The following is a 16,672-nucleotide window of genomic DNA, read 5'->3' as shown; positions in this document are numbered from 1 at the left end:
TTTATTTACTAGAGTCAGATATGAACGAAGACTTAAAACATAGGTTTTATATAAATACTGATAAGACTAAATTAGATATTCAAATGATTCATGATTTTTTACAAACTTCTTATTGGGCTAAAAACATCCCATTAGCGATTGTAGAAAAGTCAATCAAAAATTCTTTATGTTTTGGATTGTATGAAGGCGAACAACAAGTTGGCTTTGCAAGAGTCATTACTGATTATGCGACTTCTGCGTTATTAAAAGATGTTTTTATTTTGGAGCCTTACCGAGGACAGGGTTTAGGCAAATGGTTTGTAGAATATATTTTAGAATACCCAGAATTGCAAGATGTTCAAAGATGGATGTTAGGTACAAGAGATGCTCATGGACTTTATCGGCGTTACGGGTTTAAAAATTTGAGTGAGCCGGAAAGAATCATGATGCGTTTAAATCCTAAGGAAGAATTCAGAAGCCAGAATTAATAAGGCTTATACCAATAAAATAAGTTATAAGTACCTTGTTCTGCAACATCTTGAGCAGTGTATTGTTGTCCGCCATTACTACTCATTTTAAATTTATCAATAACAATAGAAAGCCACTGTTGGGGATTAGATTTATGGGAAGCTTCCATTTCAAAAGTGCGGACTAAATTTTGAGCGATCGCTTCTAAAGAACCTTCGGGATGGTGAAATTTTTTCTCTTGTTCAAGAATTTCATTACTGAGGGAATAATCTGGACGTTTCCCTTCTCGCCACTGTACTTCTTCATCATTAGCAATGACTACATCTCTATCTTGTACCCAAAGTGGCAATCCTGGGGTTTTCTCGCTAACCATACAATTTGATTGATAATAAACATCGCTTTTTAGAATAAAATTCTCTGGATATTAAATAAATCAGAAAATATATAAATTAAAGAATATTCATAATAGCTAGGAATTCAGGATACATAAAATAACTAGGGTAGCACAGCTAACTGTGCTACCCTATTTACGCTTTTCAATTAACTGCAAATCAAGACAGAAGTTTTTTAGACTTTCTGTGCAGATACTTCTTCTGGTTTTTGTTGAGTTTGCAATGCTGCATACAACCTATTTAAGGCATTTACATAAGCTTGCGCTGATGCGACGATGATATCTGTGTTCGCCGCATGACCAGAAAACACTCTCGATTCATAACGCAAACGAATTGTCACTTCGCCAATGGCGTCAATACCTGCTGTTACTGACTGCACAGAAAACTCTATCAATTCGTTGGGCACATTCACCACGCGGTTGATTGCTTTGTAAACTGCATCCACTGGCCCGGTACCGATCGCTGCATCGGTTAATTCTTGCCCTTCTGGGGTACGCAGGGTAACTGTAGCGGTGGGACGGGCGTTGCTACCACAGGAAACTTGCACGAGTTCTACACGGAACAAATCTGGCGCTTGTTGGATTTCGTCGTTAACGATCGCTTCTAAATCGCGATCGGATATTTCTTTCTTTTTATCTGCAACTTCTTTGAATCTAACGAATGCTTTATTTAATTCGCTATCCGACAATTCAAAACCCAATTCTTTTAATCGGGTACGAAAAGCATTTCTGCCTGAATGTTTGCCCAAAACTATTTGATTGTCTGTTAAGCCAATCAATTGGGCATCCATAATTTCGTAGGTGAGTTTATTTTTTAATACGCCATCTTGGTGAATGCCTGATTCATGGGCAAAGGCATTTGTACCAACGATCGCTTTATTTGGTTGCACTAGCATTCCTGTCAAATTAGAAACTAGGCGTGAAGTTCTGTAAATTTCACGGGTGTCAATATTTGTCAGGGATTCTTGGGATTCTTCTGGTCTTCCCAAATAAGGATTAAAATATTGTCGCCGCACATGCAACGCCATCACCAATTCTTCTAGTGATGCATTTCCGGCGCGTTCGCCAATGCCATTAATCGTGCATTCTAGTTGCCGTGCGCCATTTTTTACGGCTTCTAAAAAGTTAGCAACTGCTAAGCCTAGATCGTTATGACCGTGAACTGAAATAATCGCTTGGTCGATGTTGGGGACATTTTCTTTAATGCCTTTAATAATCGCTCCAAATTCACTGGGTGTGATGTAACCAACTGTATCGGGGATATTAATTGTTGTTGCACCAGCGGCGATGGTAGCTTCTAAAACTTGATACAGAAATTCCGGATCGGAACGAGCTGCATCCATCGGCGAAAATTCCACATCTGCCATGAAGGATTTAGCATAAGCTACCATGTCTTGGGCGATCGCTAAAACTTCTGCCCGTGACTTCCGCAACTGATATTCTAAATGAATATCTGAAGTCGAAATAAATGTGTGAATTCTACCTTTAGCTGCTGGTTTTAATGCTTGGGCAGCAGCTTCAATATCTGCCTTAATGGCCCTTGCCAAACTGCAAATTACAGGCCCATTTTCTGTTCCTACAATTTCTGCAATCTTGCTAACTGCTTCAAAATCTCCAGGACTGGCGAAGGCAAACCCCGCCTCGATTATATCGACACCCAGCCTTGCCAATTGCTTGGCAATGACTAATTTTTCGTCTATATTCAGGGTTGCTCCTGGACACTGCTCTCCATCTCGCAATGTAGTGTCAAAAATCAGGATTTTATCAGTTTTAGTTGTCATTTGCACTTTGTTTGTTTAGTTTTTAGTTATCGAGCAAAATATCTTCAAACTTATATTTTTACTTTACCTTTGTAAATAATTGTTAAATCTATTAGCCATCGGTTTTTTCTATTTGATCTCTGATATCATTTAAATCTATATATCTATCCGTAGCATTCCGTAGTTCTCTCGCGATCATTCCTTCTGTTGATACTACTGTAATATGTGTATTTTTGGAACGTAATAGTTCTATTGCTCTTTCAAAATCACCATCACCACTAAATAATACCACTCGATCGTACTGGTCTACTGTATTGAACATATCGACAACAATTTCAATATCTAAATTAGCTTTTTGCGAGTAACGACCAGAAGTATCATCATAGTATTCTTTAAGAATTTTAGTTCTAACTGTATATCCCAGACTAATTAGAGCATCTCTAAAACCTCGTTGATCTTGTGGGTCTTTTAAGCCAGTGTACCAGAATGCATTGATTAATGTTGTTTCTGACTGCTCGTGTTTGAAGTATTCTAAGACTCGTCGCGGGTCAAAAAACCACCCATTTTTTTGTTGAGCATAGAACATATTGTTTCCGTCTACAAAAATAGACAGACGATTCATTGGAGAACCCATACAAATTTACACCTAATAATATAAATGAATTTAGATGGAACAATAGATTATAGCAATTTTCAAATCCCTTGTTTGCTAATATCTATAAAGTAGCTTTTCATCTATAGCTTTAATGCTACCTGTTTCAAAGCATAAAAACGGCTGCAACATTAGAGTTGAGAACTTGGGTGCTAAGCCTTATTCACCTCCGGTACTGCAAGAGCCACCCTGTAATCAAAATCTACCAATAAAATTGTCCCATTAACAGCATTCATAGCTGTATAACACTAAAGTTTACTCCTAAAGAGGTATGGCATAAGCTCATGGGAGAATATAAGTTGATACCTATCTATAAGTAAAGCTTTTAGTATCAGGACATACTTTCTAGAGAATACTAATAGTTGCGCTAAAGGCAGAAGACAGACTTGTAACACTTTCTGGTAAAGCAACCAGTTGAAAGTATACCTGTTGGTTAGGTTGGAGTAAAATCTCACAGCAAAAAAGTGTACAGGCAGAGTATATTAGTTCAGATCTGTGGGACAATCACTAGTTATAACTCACTCAACAGACGAGAAATAACTTAGGCAGTGCCTGAGAAATAATCTCTTGGGGGCTAACTTTGCCAAGCGAAGTTTCTCGAATAATAGAAGATACTTTACAAATGTATAAGATTAACATTTTAAGTCTTATTTCAATGTGCTTGTAGTAAGAAGGTGGTTTGAATAAATAAAAATGTTGGACTTAAATCAATCAGTAACACGATATGGCAGAAGAATCTACATCTACCTTAACCAAAAACCCTGTCTCTGCTGCCAACAGACTACCCAGTAAACCTACGAAAGTTACATCTACAGCAGCGGCACGACAGTCTAGGTGGATAGTTCGCTTAGGTCATGTACTGGCTGGCACTTGGGCAATAGGCGCAGCATTACTAACTGCTTCTGGTTGCGATTTAGTTCAATTGATGGAGAATCAGGTACTTTCTCACTTTTTTGAAGTGCGCGGGCCGATTGTTCCTCCAGAAGACATCGTAATTTTAGCAATAGACGATCAGTCAATATCAGTTCCAGAACAGTACTATAAAACAGATCCGCAACAGTATGCCTACCTAGAAACACTGAAATCTTTTCCTTATAAACGTGCTGCATATGCCCAGGTAATTACAAAATTAATGAAAGCAGGCGTTCGTTCTGTAGCAGTAGGTCTTGTTTTTGATACACCGAGTAGTTATGGGCCTAATGACGATCGCCAACTGCAAGCAGCACTGAAGAAATATGGTAGCAAAGTTGCTTTAGCAGCCCTTTATGAAAATTTCGAGACGCACCAAGGGTCGTTTACCCAACTGACACCGCCACAACAGATGTTTCACATAGGATCGGTGTCCATTGGTTCAGTTAATTTTCCTGTGGAGGTGGATGGTAAAGTTCATCGATTGGCAAGTGAGTTTCCCAAATTATTAGATGAAGAAAATTTATTTACAAATAGGCTACCTTCCTTTGATGAAGCAGCATTGAGGGCAGCACAAATAAATTATCCGCGACCAAAAGGCGATCGCATTTATTTTTGGGGCCCTGCGGGAACGTTTGAACAAATACCCTTTTGGCACGTACTCGATCCAGAAAATTGGAACACTTATTTACAGCAAGGAAAAGTATTCAAAAACAAGATTGTTTTGATCGGTTCAACAGATAAGTTAAACAATGATTATTATGCAGTAGCAGCTAGTAAGAGTCCCGAACCAATGTCGGGGGTAGAAATTCATGCCAATGCCATCGCAACTTTAATGACAGGTAAAGCGATCGCTGAAGAAATTCAAACTCTACCATTGCGTGGTTTGTTTGTGTTAGTTTTAGTAGGTACTTCAGCATTAATTATTAGTAGAAATAAGCATAGTTTGAATCGATTTCTTTATAGTTTAGTTTTATCTGGTACTTGGTTAGGAATTAGCTATGGGGTATTTGTCCACGATGGGTTAATTTTTCCTACTAGCATACCAATGGTGGCGATCGCTTGTTGCGGATTGAGTTACCTGGGAACTTCAGCACTCAGAGAAAACATTAGAAAACGCCAATTAGTAGACATATTTCAGAAATATAAAACTTCTCCTGTTGTCCAAGAAATTATCAGCCAACAAGATGACCTGCAAGACCTAATTGATGAACGAGATTTAGCTTTATCAGGTAAAATGTTGGCTCTACGCTACAGAATTGTGAAAGTTCTTGGTGCAGGTGGATTTAGTGAAACCTACATTGCTGAAGATACCCAACGTCCTGGTAACCCGCGATGTGTTGTCAAGCAACTAAAACCAAGCAACACCAAACCAGGAGGATTGCAACTTGCCAGACGTTTATTTAATTCCGAAGCACAAACACTAGAAAAATTGGGAACTCATCCTCAAATTCCGCAACTTTTGGCGTATTTTGAAGAAGATGAAGAATTTTATTTAGTACAAGAATACATACTTGGTCATCCTCTGAGCCACGAATTGCCACCAGGCAGAGCAATTGAAGAAATTGCAGTCATCAAAATTATCAAAGACTTATTGCAAACATTAACATTTGTCCATGAAAACAACGTGATTCACCGAGATATTAAACCTAGCAATATCATCCGGCGACACTCAGACGGAAAACTAGTACTAATTGACTTTGGCGCAGTTAAAGAAGTTGCCGCCACACAATTAGAACCTCAAGACCAAACTGCCTTTACCATCGGTATTGGGACTCAAGGTTACGCACCAACCGAGCAATGTTTTGGTCGTCCACAATACAGTAGTGATATCTATGCAGTGGGTATGCTTGGGATTAAAGCCTTAACTGGTATCACACCGCGCGAGTTAGAGAGAGATGCTGATGGACAGGTAAAATGGAGCGATCGAGTGCAGGTGAGTCAGCCTTTAGCTCAGATTCTCAGTAAAATGGTGCAAGATGACTTCAGACAGCGATATCAGTCTGCATTAGAGGCTCTCAAAGCTGTGGAAATTATTGCTTGTGGCGATTTGCTAAATCCCCACAGCGGATACCCGATGCTACAACATGACTCATCGATGAGTACTTTAGACGAATTAAACGTGACGACAAAATCTTACCCAGCAAAATCGTCAGAAACAACTTGAAGGAATTTTAGATTTTAAATTTTAGATTTTGGATTGAGAGACTATTTACAAAGTAAAAATATGATTATTGTCCGGTGTGTTGGGCGCTTATTTCGACATTATTTGTCACGAAAAATATGATATGAGCGTCTAACGCACCATCTTGTATGCTATGGCGGTGCGTTACGGCTTTAGCCTAACGCACCCTACTAGACTTAAGATTTACTAATTGATTCTCAATTCTTGTTTTAAACCTCTTTTTCAATTCAAAGAAAAGAATTCTTCTCCTGCCGTGGGATGAATGCCTATTGTTTCATCTAGATCCTGCTTAGTAATGCCCTTGCGAATTGCAACGCCAAGACTTTGAATGATATCTGCTGCATTTTCACCTACCATATGAGCGCCCAAAACTTCCTCAGAATCACCATTTACTACTAACTTGATGCTTGCCTGTTTATCTTTTTCAGTTAGCTGATAAAACAGTGGTTGAAATTCACTGTAGTAGCATTTTACAGACTCACCAAATTTTTCCCGTGCCTTGGCTTCAGTCATCCCCACACTAGCCGCTTCTGGACGACAAAAAACAGCAGAGGGGACATAATCGTAATTCAGTTTTTGTGGCTTGTTACCAAAAACTGTATTTGCAAAGGCAATACCTTCTGCCTTAGCCACAGGAGACAATTGGATGCGGTTGGTACAGTCACCGACAGCAAAGATATTTTCTTGGTTGGTGCGGCTGTATTCATCTACTTTGATTGCACCATGTTCGCCAACTTCGACATGGGCATTTTCCAAGCCTAAATTTTTAGTATTTGGCGCGTAACCTGTGGCAGCTAGGATGGTATCTGCTGCAACTATTTCTCGGCTTTCACTATTAATAGTCAACAACAAACACTCTTCTGAATATTTGATTTTTTGAACGGTGGTGTTGGTGAATAACTTAATTGGGCGTTTACTCAAAGCCTGTTGCACATTAGAGCGAATGCCATCATCAAACCCTGATAAAATCATCTTCTCTTTTTCAATTAGCGTCACCTGACAGCCAAAAGCGTGCATCATGCTGGAAAATTCTACACCAATGTAGCCACCGCCAATTATGGTCAAACGTTTCGGCAGATAGGGTAGCTGAAACATCTCACGGGATGTGATGGCATATTCTATACCGGGGATATTCGGCTTGAGGGGTTGGCCGCCCACAGCAATTAAAATTTTGTCTGCTGTAACTTGGCGTCCACCAACACTGATAGTATGGGCATCGATAAAACTGGCACGTTCAGAAATTATTTCAATTCCAGCTTTGTGCAATTGCTGAAAATAGGATTCGTTGATGCTGTCAACATGCTTGTATACAGATTTAATAAATAATGTCCAGTCAAAGTATGTTGGACAATCACTCCACCCATAAGTTTGCGCCATTTTATTTTGCAGCGCGAAGTCAGCAGCACAAACAATCAGTTTTTTGGGAACACAGCCACGATTTACACAAGTTCCACCAAGGGCTTCTTGTTCGGCAATGGCAACACGCACGCCATAACTAGCTGCTTTTTTAGCTGCTGCCAATCCCCCAGGCCCAGCACCAATGACAAACAAATCATAATCAAATGTCATAAAAATCTGTTCCTTTTCAACTTTTTGGAAAGCAGAGCTATTTAATCCCTTATAGTTATTCAGACAAAACTTGATCTACTGTCTTTGGGTGGACAAATCGATACTGAAACACGCTAATATGTAGCAGATTGCCGCTTTAACTGCAATTACTACAAAAATAACAGCGTAGGCGCAGCCCAACCTAGGCATCGCCCCATTATTGCTAAGTTACATGACATTTTGTTGTGGAACAGACAACATACTCATTCTACAAGAGGTCGATGTTGGCGATCGCTTTTCTCAAGGCGTAGCCTATCCCCTCCACAAGAAATAACAGCCTTATCTTCAAAATCATTTTCAAAAAATGCTGTTACTAATATTACTCAAATTACGGATAACCTATTCTGACTAAAACTTCGGAATTTTTAATAAAGATTTTTGTATTTATATTTTTAGTATATTTTTATACATTAAATCTATGAGAAGGGCGATCGCTTAATTCCACAAAGAAGAATGCGATCGCATTTTTAGGCAACGACTTTTACCTTATCCCGGAATTTGTATTGGGTTGAGGCTGTAAACCCGCCATTTATTTTTTCCAAGATGTAAAAAAATCAAAGTTGAGGAACGCCAAGGATGGGGTTGACTCCTGATTTTGTATAACTCTTGGCGTGAAATGCCGAAGTGATGTTCTAGGCGATCGGTTGACCATTCATAGCTTTCAACTACTGGAAAAGCTGGCTGCCAACCGTGCAAAGTTTTTTTAAGTAACTCAAGTTGAATTGCTTCTTGCTGTAAGTTATTGTGACTCATATCAAATCTTCCTTAAACTGATGGATTTAGTTGCTATTAACTAGTTTTGTTTGTCTTCTAAAATTTGAATAGTTGTAGTTGTGCAACTAGTTGAACGTGCAACCGTTGAACATAGAGGTTTATTCACAGTGGCAAGAGCTAAAAAGAACAAGCAAGCTGGAGAAGCATTTAACGAATTACTTATACAAAAAAAAATCACAAAGTACAAATTGGCAAAAGAAACGGGTCTAGGTAGAGATCATATTGGCCGGATTGCCAGTGGTGAAATTGCTGCTCCTGAACCAACAACACTTGCAAAGATAGCAACTGTATTAAAGATTGAACTGGGTGAACTAACAAGGATATTTGCTCAATCAAATGTACAATCTCAGCACGCAGCCGCAAACCCTAAGCCTCAAGAGTCAATCTCTAATATGCCAATATCCACAAATCCTGATTTTGTGGGGCGTGAGGAAGCGATCGCACACCTCAACAACGTGATTAAGCAAGGTGTGAAGATAATCCTGATTTATGCAAAAGGTGGTATTGGTAAGACAAAGCTAGCCTGGGAGTACATCCAGCAGTTCGACTTGGTGCTAGAACTTCGGATGGCAAAGGAAACTCAAAATATCTGTTCAGCTAACAGCATTATTGAGGAATGGCTAAGGCAAAAATTTAACGAAGATCCAGGGCAGGAGTTTAGCATTACCCTAGAACGATTGAGGCAGCATCTGCGAAACTCAAGTAAAAGGATTGGGGTGTTGATTGATAATCTTGAACCTGCCTTAGATGGGAATGGTAAATTTATTAAGGCTCATCGCTCTTATGTAGAGCTATTGAGAGTTTTAGCTGATGAAGGAGTGAAATCTGTTACGCTAATTACTAGCCGTGATCGCTTGCATGAATCTAGTGTCAAAATTCATGACTATCGCTTAAAAGGTTTAGCTGTCGAAGTATGGCAGGAGTTTTTTAACAGCCGCTACATTAAGACAGACACTTCTTCGCTGAGTATAATGCACAACGCCTACGGTGGCAATGCCAAAGTAATGGAAATCCTCTGCGGTATCATCAAAGAAGATTATTCAAGCAATTTAGAGGAGTATTGGCAAGAAAATCAGAGTGAACTATTAAAGGATAAAAGCTTAGAAGATTTAGTTATAAGTCAATTCGAGCGTTTGGAAGAAATTGATCGTGATGCGTATCGACTTCTCTACCGTTTGGGATGCTATCGCTATCAAACTTTTCCTTCTGTAAGCATCGAAGGACTTTTATGTTTGCTGTGGGATGTACCAGAATCTCAGCAGTGGAGGGTGGTTAAATCTTTGCAAGATAGGTCTTTAGTCGAGTGTGAAAATAGAGAATACTGGTTACATCCTATGATTTGCTCAGAGGCAATCAAAAGACTCAAGCAAACATTTGAATGGAGGGAAACTCACGAAAAAGCAGCTTCTTTTTGGAGTATAAATTTTTCACAAATAGTGAAAAGTGAACAATTAAAAATTCAAATGATAGATTTAAATCAAGTAAAAAGCTATGAAGAATATTTATATTTGCTCATAGATTATTTAGAATTGGTTGCTAAAGAGGAAAACTACCCAGAAGAAATTATAGCTTTTGAAATATTTTATCATTTATTATGTTTGCATAATTTAGATTCTTTAGAAGAATTAATTCTACAGACAAGCCTTTCAGATAATTCCGGTATATTATTTTTTGTGCAACTTATTTTTGAGTGTGTTGAATGGCGTAAAAACCTATCTAAAAGCATTTATGAATTAGGAAAGTCTACATTTGAAATAGCATTAATTGATCAGATGGAATTTAATTTTCAACAAAGTAAACAGGGATTTGAATATTGGCAAAGATGTTTAGAAGCTAGCCAGAAATTGATGCGAAAAGCTTTATCTATTGCTGTGGAATTTAAATTAGATAGATTAGGAAATTAAACCAATATTTTCTTGAGTGAGTTTGAATACTACTATGTATAAGCTTAGAAATATAGATAATGGAGTTTCAGACTACATAATCTTAGTAAGGCGATAACTCTGTTTATTAAGATTAGCTTGCGCGATCGTCCTGTAGCTTGCTTGCGAAGGCAGGCTTCGTTTGTATAGCTGCGAATTCCATTCGTTTGGGAATCGTGCGAAAAAACAAAGGCGGGTGCGGGAATTGAACCCGCTAATCCCCAAAATGGTGGAGATGTAACCGATAACCCTCAATTCATCGTCCCCGAAAGGCAAGTTGCGAACAAGGGTAACCCGCCATGAAATAATGAAGGATAAAGTTTTCCTTTATCCTCCAGCAATCTCTACAATTCACCTGTAGCCAGCATTTGGATAATGCGAGGCGTACCCGGATCGAATCCTGCCAAATCCCAAGACAGTGGATCTTCAGGATCTACCAAGGTAATCTGGTAAGGTGTCAGGGTGACATACACCGCCTTAGCCTGAGGATTTACCTTTTTGCGGTACTCCTTCAGTGCTTGACTTGGATGCTTATAGCCAGCCCATGACTCGCTGTCAGTCCAAAAGCAGACAACATCTGCTTTGAACTTATTCTTAATCATCCAGTCGTAAGCCACAGAGGCATCTGTTCCGCCGAAGTTCTGATTCCTAGCTTTCGCTACAGCAGAACTAAAACTATCTTTAGCTGTGATATTCAATTCCCGGAATTCCGTAGCAAAGCCGCGAATCATGTAGTTTTTCTCTGCTTTTGCTGTTACTAATGCCATTGTGGTGGCAATTTCACAACAACTCAGTCCCATATCTGCAACTAAGCTACCCATAGAACCAGAAACGTCTACAGCGTGCATGAAGACTTTACCTGTGGGTTGCACAACATCAAAAGACAGTTCAACCGCCTTTTCTAAGATGTCCACAATTCGAGAAACTGGGTTCCAAGTCTTCTGGCTGCGTCCTAATCTACCACCAGATTGATATGTTTTGAGTGCTTTCAAAACATCAATCGGATGAATACGACCTTTACGCAGATGTTCTTTGTTGTTGAGAACTGCTTGCACTCGCTCTAAATTGGCGGTTTCGTCAGTTCGCAACACACCCAGTTCGGTCAAAGAACCCAAGTTACGCAACATTGCACCTATTGGCATTTCCTGAAATAACAACTGCCAAGCAGCTTTGTCCATTTTGCCTACGGGTGCAGCCATTTCGTGGGTTAGGCGTCCTTGCAAAATAGCTTGATGGGTTTGGGTAGGGTTTCGCTTCAGCCACTCATACCACCAAATCTGCGCCAACGCTTCTGAGGGAATGTCTGCTGGCAATTCTTCCCAGCCTCTAACCACCCACTCAAATAGTTGACGGTGATTTTCTGTAGGCGGTTTGACGTGGAATAACCGCAATGCATCTCGGTGGGTAAAGCCTTGACGCTGTTGATATTTCAACAGTTGATAAGCTAAACTTTTGACATCTTCCCGTGAGAGCCAAGTTTTACCAGCTTCACGCACGACTTTGCCAAATCCCCGCAGAGATTTGGTGTAGTTCAGCCATTCGTAGAAGTGGCTACCTGTGCGGACAACTTGGGGAAAAATTTCACCAAATGCTTGTTTTGCTTCTGGTGTTTCACCCATTGACAGCAAAACTAAAGCTAAGATAGGCGCACTGTTATTGATGGCGCGTCCATCGCTGGCATAGAGAATTTCTTCTGCCACACGGCTGGGATTTTCAGCAACAGCTTGTCTGACAACTGCCACAAAATCGTCAGTTAATTCTTGTTTCCCAGCATAGTAAGTGCTTTTTGCTGTGCCAACCAAAAGACAACGGCGCAGCATTTTCCAAATGCCAGCATCAAACATCCAACCGCCGGAACGTCCTTGAATCATCTCGGCTTCCCGTCCGGGGATAGGCTGATTTTGTGGTGTAGTTGTTTTCTTTTTAGTAAAAAAGTTGTAATTCATCGCTTCATCTCCCGGCCTTTGCAGGCAAAAATGAAAGGTGGCGGAGCAGGATTTGAACCTGCGACCTCTCGAACCCTAATCGATAACCCTCAATTCGTCGGCCTTTGCAGGCAAGGGGTGAACAAGGATGTTTTAGCGCTCTGCCACTGAGCTACCCGCCACATAAAAATTGAAAACTTGTACTGAGCGTAGCCGAAGTATTCAAAATTCAGCACTAGATTTGGTGTAGTGGAGCGGGATTTGAACCCGCGACCTCCCGTTTGGCAAACGATAACCCTCAATTCGTCGGCCTTTGCAGGCAAGGGGTGAATAAGGATATTTAGGTGCTCTATCCACTGAGCTATCCACCACATAAAAATTGAAAACTTGTACTGAGCGTAGCCGAAGTATTCAAAATTTAAATTTCAGCACTAGATTTGGTGTAGCGGAGCAGGATTTTCACCTGCATCTCCAGAAGTTGTATCAAGGGTGTTTTAGTTATATGTATGCGATAACTCTCGATGTGTCGGCCTTTACAGGCAAGGGGGGCGCTCTATTATTTGAGCTATCCACTACTAAGGAAAGCTAACTCCTTGATGAACATCGCTTGTATTATTAATGTAGTATTTGTATTATAGGATGTCAAGTGTTTGGCAAACTAATTTATTTGTATTAGTCTACCCAGGTGCGTAAGCGTAGCCCGCACTTCTCTACGAGACGCTCCGCGAACGGCAAAGCTCAGTGACCACCGCAGGCATCGCCACACTTCATTACATCAGGCAAACAATTTTTGCCGGATTTTTCACTTATAGCGTTCGATTTGCCGGGTTTTGGTAACTAAAACACTTATCAAAGAAAGTTTTTGCCAAAAAATTTGCCAAAGGATACAAAAAAAGTCCAAATTTTTGCCAAGATAGATAGTATTAATTTTCCAAAATTCACTTGGCAAAAATCGGCATGAGTGAAAAATCCATAGAAGGTAACGGTAAGGCTTTTCTCGTTATACTTTTGCCCCTCTCGTTTTTGATTATTTTCCTGGTTGCCACGTGGAGAATTTTACTAGCAGCAATTGTGCTGGTAATTGGCTTCAGGCTTTGGCAGGAATATCAATGGCAACAGTGGACTCGTCGAGTTAACCCCATTTTTCATCAGTTGGTTCGGGAAAATCAGGGCAAACTGACGCCAATGGACTTGGCAATCAGAGGTAATTTTCCTGGAGCAACGGCAAAACGCTACTTAGATTCTAAAGCTCAGGAATTTGGCGCTAGTATCGTAAATTCTGAAGACGATAGTCAGTATTATTACTTTATAACTGGCAGTATTTTGGGCAATATTCTTGACAGTAGTGAGCCTGTCAAGCAACTTCCTGCCCAACCAGTAACCAAAACTGCGCGATCGCTTTTAGCACCACCGCCACCCATAGCAGAGGAGGAAGAACCAGAAACTGAAGCACCCCCACAGCCAACCCATAACGAAGTTACACGAACGCTAGAAAAACAATTAGTTTTTGGCTCTCTGATTCAATCTGAACTAGCCAAGCGGCTAAATGTTTATTCCAGTACAGTTTATAAACGCCGAAATGACCCGGAATTTCCAGAGTGGAGTCGTAGCAGAGACCCTGATGGTATCGCCTGGTCGTATTCCGAAAAAACTAAAGAGTTTTTCCCTCTGGAAGAATAGGAAGGCAAAAGGCAAAAGTAAAGAAGTTTCAAGCTTTACTTTTTGCTTCTAAACCCACAGCTTCGCTGATGGAATTTAATCCGCTTTGTTCTAAATGGGAAAGCAAACCTTTAAGAATCCGGCTTACCATCAGTGGGCCTTCATAAATCCAGCCTGTATAAACTTGGATCAAGCTAGCACCAGCAATAATTTTTTCCCAAGCATCTTCTGGGGAAAAAATGCCACCAACGCCAATAATAGGGATTTCTCCTTGAGTTTGCTGCCAAATAAAACGAATTACTTCAGTAGAGCGATCGCGCAATGGTTCGCCGCTAATTCCGCCAGCTTCTGACTGGGGTGATTTCCCAGTTTGCTCGATTACCTGAGTTTTGAGTTTATCGCGACTGATAGTAGTATTAGTGGCGATAATTCCGGCTAGTTGGTAGGTTTTAGCAAGAATTATAATGTCAGCGATCGCTTCCCATTCTAAATCTGGCGCTATCTTGACAAAAATCGGTTTTTGTGAAGTGTTTTCTGTTTGTAATAATTCTAAAATGGCACCGAGCATGGCAGCATCTTGGAGCGATCGTAGTCCTGGAGTATTTGGGGAAGAGACATTAACAACAAAATAATCTCCCAAATCCTTGAGTAGGCGAAAACTATCAAGATAATCCTGTGCGGCTGCTTCCAGAGGAGTTATTTTAGATTTTCCCAAATTGATTCCTATGGGTATTAACCTTAGCTCCTGTTTTTCTAGTGACAATCTTGCTGCCATTGCCGCTGCACCGCTATTATTAAAGCCCATACGATTGAGAGCAGCTTTATCCAACGGCAAGCGAAACAAACGGGGGCGAGGATTTCCTGGCTGGGGATGAAAAGTTACAGTTCCCAATTCTGCAAAGCCAAAACCCAGGCTAGGCCAAATCTTAGCAGCAACGCCATCTTTGTCAAACCCAGCGGCTAAACCTACAGGATTGGGAAACTTTAGCCCAAACAAATTTTGTTCTAGGCGTGAATCATACAAACACAAAGATTTTTCTAAACGATGATTTACCCAACTTCCAGGCGGATAAGTCCCTGTTTGTGATAGCCAATTCAAACTGCGAATTGTCTGCTGGTGTAACCACTCAGGGTCTGCTTTTACCAGATTGAAAAATAGTGGACGAATTGCAAATTGATAAATATCCATTAGCTTTATTTAGAGAGAATTCAGAATTCTGAATTCTGAATTCTGAATTTATACGAATTTAAAAACTACAATGCGACAAATACACCATCTTGTAGAGACGCGATGAATCGCGTCTTCACCTCACCCAAGTAGCAATTTGTTTGGAATCAGTTACGGTTTTAAAGGATTTAGTTTTGAGAACGCAAATCTTTTAAGAAGCTCAGTAAGGCTTCATTAACTACTTCGGGAGACTCTACGCTTACCCAGTGACCGACACCAGGAATGATAATTTGTTTTTTCAAGTTAGGAACCCACTTGCTAATTTCGTCGAGATTCATTCCAGGAAACTTGAGTACCACATCTTTTTCACCAGCAATGAACAATGCGGGTTGTGATATCTTTTTATCTTCCAGTTGAGGGGTAACTTCCATGTTCCGGTCAATATTCCGATACCAATTTAATCCCCCACGGAAACCGCTGCGTTTGTATTGCTCTACATAATAATCTAGATCCTCTTGGGTTACCCCTGAAGGTTCCTCCTCAGGATCGATTAACCCGTCTAGAAAACCGGAGGTTGATGGTTTAGGTTTGAAGAAAATTTCTTGAGCATTAGAGCCACTACCAATACCATAAATCATTCGCAGCGAACGGCGGATGTCGGCTTCAAATTCAGCTTCGGCAATCCCAGGCTTTTGGAAATATACCATGTACCAAAAGTTATCTCCAAAATTTTCTTGTTTCGTCAATGCTCCCACTGGGTAACGAGAGTAGGGGACGCTCATACCAACAACGGCATTTACTCGTTCTTCGTGTAACAATGCTGTGTTCCAAGCTACAGGCGCACCCCAGTCATGGCCGACAACAGTGAAGGTTGCATATCCAAGGGCATCAGCAATGCCAACAACGTCTCCAGTTAAATGGATGATGTCATAAGAGGTGACTTCTTCTGGGGCATCGCTACCACCATAACCTCGTTGGTCGGGAACAGCCACCTTAAAGCCTGCTTCCACAAGGGGGTCGATTTGGTGACGCCACAAATACCAGCATTGAGGCCAACCGTGAAGCAAAATTACTAGAGGCCCTTCACCCTCAACAACTGTCCTCAGACTAACTCCGTTTGTCTCGATAGTACGAAAGTTACGTTGTTTCATAATTAAAACCTTTTGTATTTCACTATTAAGCTGTTAATAACTGGTTTCGTAACTAGTTTAATACCTGTGCCAATATTATTCAGAGTGCTTTTCTGGGCATCTTATATATTACAAGTTATGT

General features: G+C 40.4%; 11 protein-coding genes, 2 tRNA genes and 1 pseudogene. 4 read left to right on the top strand and 10 right to left on the bottom strand.

Annotation, left to right across the window (positions count from 1 at the left end; all coding sequences use genetic code 11):
• Positions 1-20 precede the first annotated feature (20 nt).
• Entirely contained in the window at positions 21-467 is a 447-nt protein-coding gene (locus NSTC745_RS08155) for a GNAT family N-acetyltransferase (RefSeq protein ID WP_445636702.1), read from the top strand.
• A 17-nt stretch (positions 468-484) separates the two neighbouring features.
• Here NSTC745_RS08155 and NSTC745_RS08150 read toward each other — a convergent pair.
• The 3 genes and pseudogenes from NSTC745_RS08150 to NSTC745_RS08140 all read right to left on the bottom strand — a co-directional run.
• Positions 485-820: pseudogene (locus tag NSTC745_RS08150) on the bottom strand (SnoaL-like polyketide cyclase); the annotation flags it as partial.
• A 194-nt stretch (positions 821-1,014) separates the two neighbouring features.
• A complete protein-coding gene (locus tag NSTC745_RS08145) occupies positions 1,015-2,619 on the bottom strand; it encodes a 2-isopropylmalate synthase (protein ID WP_445636701.1) in 1,605 nt (534 codons plus the stop codon).
• 91 nt (positions 2,620-2,710) lie between these two features.
• Positions 2,711-3,232: a LabA-like NYN domain-containing protein gene (locus NSTC745_RS08140; protein WP_096535107.1), complete on the bottom strand. Its 522-nt coding sequence runs from the start codon at positions 3,230-3,232 to the stop codon at positions 2,711-2,713.
• Between the two features lie 742 nt (positions 3,233-3,974).
• On the opposite strand from NSTC745_RS08140, the gene NSTC745_RS08135 reads away from it, so the two are divergent.
• On the top strand, positions 3,975-6,326 hold the full coding sequence (locus NSTC745_RS08135; RefSeq protein ID WP_445636700.1) for a CHASE2 domain-containing protein: 2,352 nt from the start codon (positions 3,975-3,977) through the stop codon (positions 6,324-6,326).
• A 240-nt stretch (positions 6,327-6,566) separates the two neighbouring features.
• On the opposite strand, the gene gorA is transcribed toward NSTC745_RS08135, so the two are convergent.
• The gene (gene gorA / locus NSTC745_RS08130) at positions 6,567-7,913 is read right to left on the bottom strand and encodes a glutathione-disulfide reductase (RefSeq protein ID WP_445636699.1); all 1,347 of its coding nucleotides are present in this window, start codon (positions 7,911-7,913) and stop codon (positions 6,567-6,569) included.
• Positions 7,914-8,438: 525 nt separating this feature from the next.
• Positions 8,439-8,705, bottom strand: coding sequence for a hypothetical protein (locus NSTC745_RS08125; protein ID WP_445636698.1), 267 nt, complete (start codon positions 8,703-8,705; stop codon positions 8,439-8,441).
• An 80-nt stretch (positions 8,706-8,785) separates the two neighbouring features.
• Here NSTC745_RS08125 and NSTC745_RS08120 point away from each other — a divergent pair, with 80 nt between their 5' ends.
• On the top strand, positions 8,786-10,630 hold the full coding sequence (locus NSTC745_RS08120) for a helix-turn-helix domain-containing protein (protein ID WP_445636697.1): 1,845 nt from the start codon (positions 8,786-8,788) through the stop codon (positions 10,628-10,630).
• A gap of 362 nt (positions 10,631-10,992) precedes the next feature.
• Here the strand turns inward: NSTC745_RS08120 and NSTC745_RS08115 are convergent, their stop codons facing one another.
• From NSTC745_RS08115 to NSTC745_RS08105, 3 genes are all read right to left on the bottom strand, one after another.
• Complete coding sequence (locus tag NSTC745_RS08115; protein ID WP_445636696.1) at positions 10,993-12,594, bottom strand: TROVE domain-containing protein; 1,602 nt, start codon at positions 12,592-12,594, stop codon at positions 10,993-10,995.
• Between the two features lie 37 nt (positions 12,595-12,631).
• A tRNA-OTHER gene (locus NSTC745_RS08110) sits at positions 12,632-12,755 on the bottom strand.
• Positions 12,756-12,815: 60 nt separating this feature from the next.
• A tRNA-OTHER gene (locus NSTC745_RS08105) sits at positions 12,816-12,945 on the bottom strand.
• Between the two features lie 585 nt (positions 12,946-13,530).
• Here NSTC745_RS08105 and NSTC745_RS08100 point away from each other — a divergent pair.
• Positions 13,531-14,253, top strand: coding sequence for a hypothetical protein (locus tag NSTC745_RS08100; protein WP_445636695.1), 723 nt, complete (start codon positions 13,531-13,533; stop codon positions 14,251-14,253).
• Positions 14,254-14,281: 28 nt separating this feature from the next.
• Here the strand turns inward: NSTC745_RS08100 and NSTC745_RS08095 are convergent, their stop codons facing one another.
• Entirely contained in the window at positions 14,282-15,421 is a 1,140-nt protein-coding gene (locus NSTC745_RS08095) for a quinone-dependent dihydroorotate dehydrogenase (protein ID WP_445636694.1), read from the bottom strand.
• 167 nt (positions 15,422-15,588) lie between these two features.
• Positions 15,589-16,551: an alpha/beta fold hydrolase gene (locus NSTC745_RS08090; protein WP_445636693.1), complete on the bottom strand. Its 963-nt coding sequence runs from the start codon at positions 16,549-16,551 to the stop codon at positions 15,589-15,591.
• Positions 16,552-16,672 lie beyond the last annotated feature (121 nt).

This window comes from Nostoc sp. DSM 114161 (assembly GCF_052692665.1).
This window is presented reverse-complemented; position numbering and strand designations above follow the sequence as displayed.

What these genes read in the sequence shown, in the direction of transcription:
- NSTC745_RS08115 (WP_445636696.1), bottom strand. Translation starts at nt 12,594, where the DNA reads ATGAATTACAACTTTTTTACTAAAAAGAAAACAACTACACCACAAAAT.
- NSTC745_RS08155 (WP_445636702.1), top strand. Translation starts at nt 21, where the DNA reads ATGAACGAAGACTTAAAACATAGGTTTTATATAAATACTGATAAGACT.
- NSTC745_RS08095 (WP_445636694.1), bottom strand. Translation starts at nt 15,421, where the DNA reads ATGGATATTTATCAATTTGCAATTCGTCCACTATTTTTCAATCTGGTA.
- NSTC745_RS08125 (WP_445636698.1), bottom strand. Translation starts at nt 8,705, where the DNA reads ATGAGTCACAATAACTTACAGCAAGAAGCAATTCAACTTGAGTTACTT.
- NSTC745_RS08140 (WP_096535107.1), bottom strand. Translation starts at nt 3,232, where the DNA reads ATGGGTTCTCCAATGAATCGTCTGTCTATTTTTGTAGACGGAAACAAT.
- gorA (WP_445636699.1), bottom strand. Translation starts at nt 7,913, where the DNA reads ATGACATTTGATTATGATTTGTTTGTCATTGGTGCTGGGCCTGGGGGA.
- NSTC745_RS08100 (WP_445636695.1), top strand. Translation starts at nt 13,531, where the DNA reads ATGAGTGAAAAATCCATAGAAGGTAACGGTAAGGCTTTTCTCGTTATA.
- NSTC745_RS08135 (WP_445636700.1), top strand. Translation starts at nt 3,975, where the DNA reads ATGGCAGAAGAATCTACATCTACCTTAACCAAAAACCCTGTCTCTGCT.
- NSTC745_RS08090 (WP_445636693.1), bottom strand. Translation starts at nt 16,551, where the DNA reads ATGAAACAACGTAACTTTCGTACTATCGAGACAAACGGAGTTAGTCTG.
- NSTC745_RS08145 (WP_445636701.1), bottom strand. Translation starts at nt 2,619, where the DNA reads ATGACAACTAAAACTGATAAAATCCTGATTTTTGACACTACATTGCGA.